This window comes from Brachyspira catarrhinii, assembly GCF_005518285.1.
In the GTDB taxonomy this organism is placed as follows: domain Bacteria; phylum Spirochaetota; class Brachyspiria; order Brachyspirales; family Brachyspiraceae; genus Brachyspira; species Brachyspira catarrhinii.
Map to the genome: position 1 here is coordinate 1 of NZ_SJDU01000452.1, position 1,640 is coordinate 1,640.

Consider the following 1,640-nt stretch of genomic DNA (forward strand, 5'->3'; position numbering starts at 1 on the left):
TTTTATGTTTCGAGGATGCGGTGGTTAAAGATTTGTCAAAAAGCGCCGTGAAAAAATATTATTCCTACGGTTTTTCAAACGAGGACGATTTTTATGTCGATAAAAAATCAATACGAATAGAAACTCAAACTACTTATTTTACAGCGTATTATAAAAATAAATCTTTGGGAGAATTTGAAATTCCTTTAATCGGAAATCATAATATTCTTAATTCGCTCGCTTCAATTGGAGTCTGTCATCATTTGGATATTAATATAAAAATCATAAAAGAAGGACTCAAAACATTCGAAGGAGTCGGAAGAAGATTAAATAAACTATACGACAAGGAGATAATTATATTTGACGATTACGCTCATCATCCAACGGAGATAAAGGCTACTCTCTCTTCGGTTAAAACGGCTTATAAAGACAGAAGAATAATAGCAATATTTCAGCCTCATAGATACAGCAGAACGGAATTATTATTGAATTATTTTAAGGACGCTTTCAAAGATGCGGACAATTTAATCATTACAGATATTTACGCTGCGGGAGAGAATGCGATTTCTGGAATAAGCGGAGAGACAATTTACGATATTGTAAAAAACGGAAACAATAAAGCAAAGTATATACAAAATATAGAAGATATAATTCCAGAGCTTGATAAAATGAAAAAAGACGGCGATATAATTTTGACTTTGGGCGCGGGGAATATTTCAAGAATTGGGCATGAATACGCCGAAAAATTATCTTCAAGTTAACATACTTCATAAACTTATAAATAAAATATTCGATAATAATTTATATATTTAATACTTAACTTACTCGAGGATTTTTTATGAACCTAAATCCCGCTAAATCGGATTATGAATATACATACTTTTTGCTTGACGAATTCAGCGATTATTTGCAAACCCTAAATTTCGCCGCATTTACTATAAACAGCTACAATAAAGACTTGAAAGAATATATAAGATTCTTGCAGAAAAAAAATATCGACTTTGAAGATGCAAATCATTATACGGTGAGAGATTATTTAGGGTTTTTACAAAAGAAAAGATTAACAAGAGCCACAATGTCAAGGCATTTGTCTTCGATTAGAAAATTTTATAAATATCTTTTAAGAAACGGTTATTCGGATAAGGCAAAAATAGTCGTTATGAAAAGTCCGAAAAAAGAAGAACATTTGGCGAGATTTTTAACGCTTTCGGATATGGAAAGCGTCCTTAATATAAGAGACGGCGACAAATTTACATTAATCAGAGATAAAATGATGGCTTTGTTTATGTATACTATCGGTTTGCGAGTTTCGGAGCTTGCCTCGATAAAATTAAGCATGATAAAAAAAGGAGACAAATATTTAAGAATATTTGGAAAAGGTTCAAAATTTCGAGATATTCCGCTTCTCCCGATTATATACGATAATTGGGATAAATATATGAGAGCGAGAGCGATTATAGAAAAAGAAAATAATATAGAGAGCGACAATCTTTTTGTAAATAGATTTGGAAACCCGATAAGCGACAGAAGTATAAGAGTTTCAATGAAAAGATTAATGAGAAATTCGCATTTGGCTATGAATTTTTCGCCTCATACTTTAAGGCATACTTTCGCCACACATCTTCTTAATAACGATGCCGAAATCAGAGGAGTTCAGGAAT

2 protein-coding genes are annotated in these 1,640 nt (G+C 31.8%); both read left to right on the forward strand.

Annotated elements, in window-relative coordinates; translation table 11 throughout:
* Positions 1-740 (forward strand): glutamate ligase domain-containing protein (locus EZH24_RS11405; RefSeq protein ID WP_272897900.1); only part of this gene is annotated, 740 nt, incomplete at its 5' end.
* Positions 741-817: 77 nt separating this feature from the next.
* Positions 818-1,640 (forward strand): tyrosine-type recombinase/integrase (locus EZH24_RS11410; RefSeq protein ID WP_137999220.1); only part of this gene is annotated, 823 nt, incomplete at its 3' end.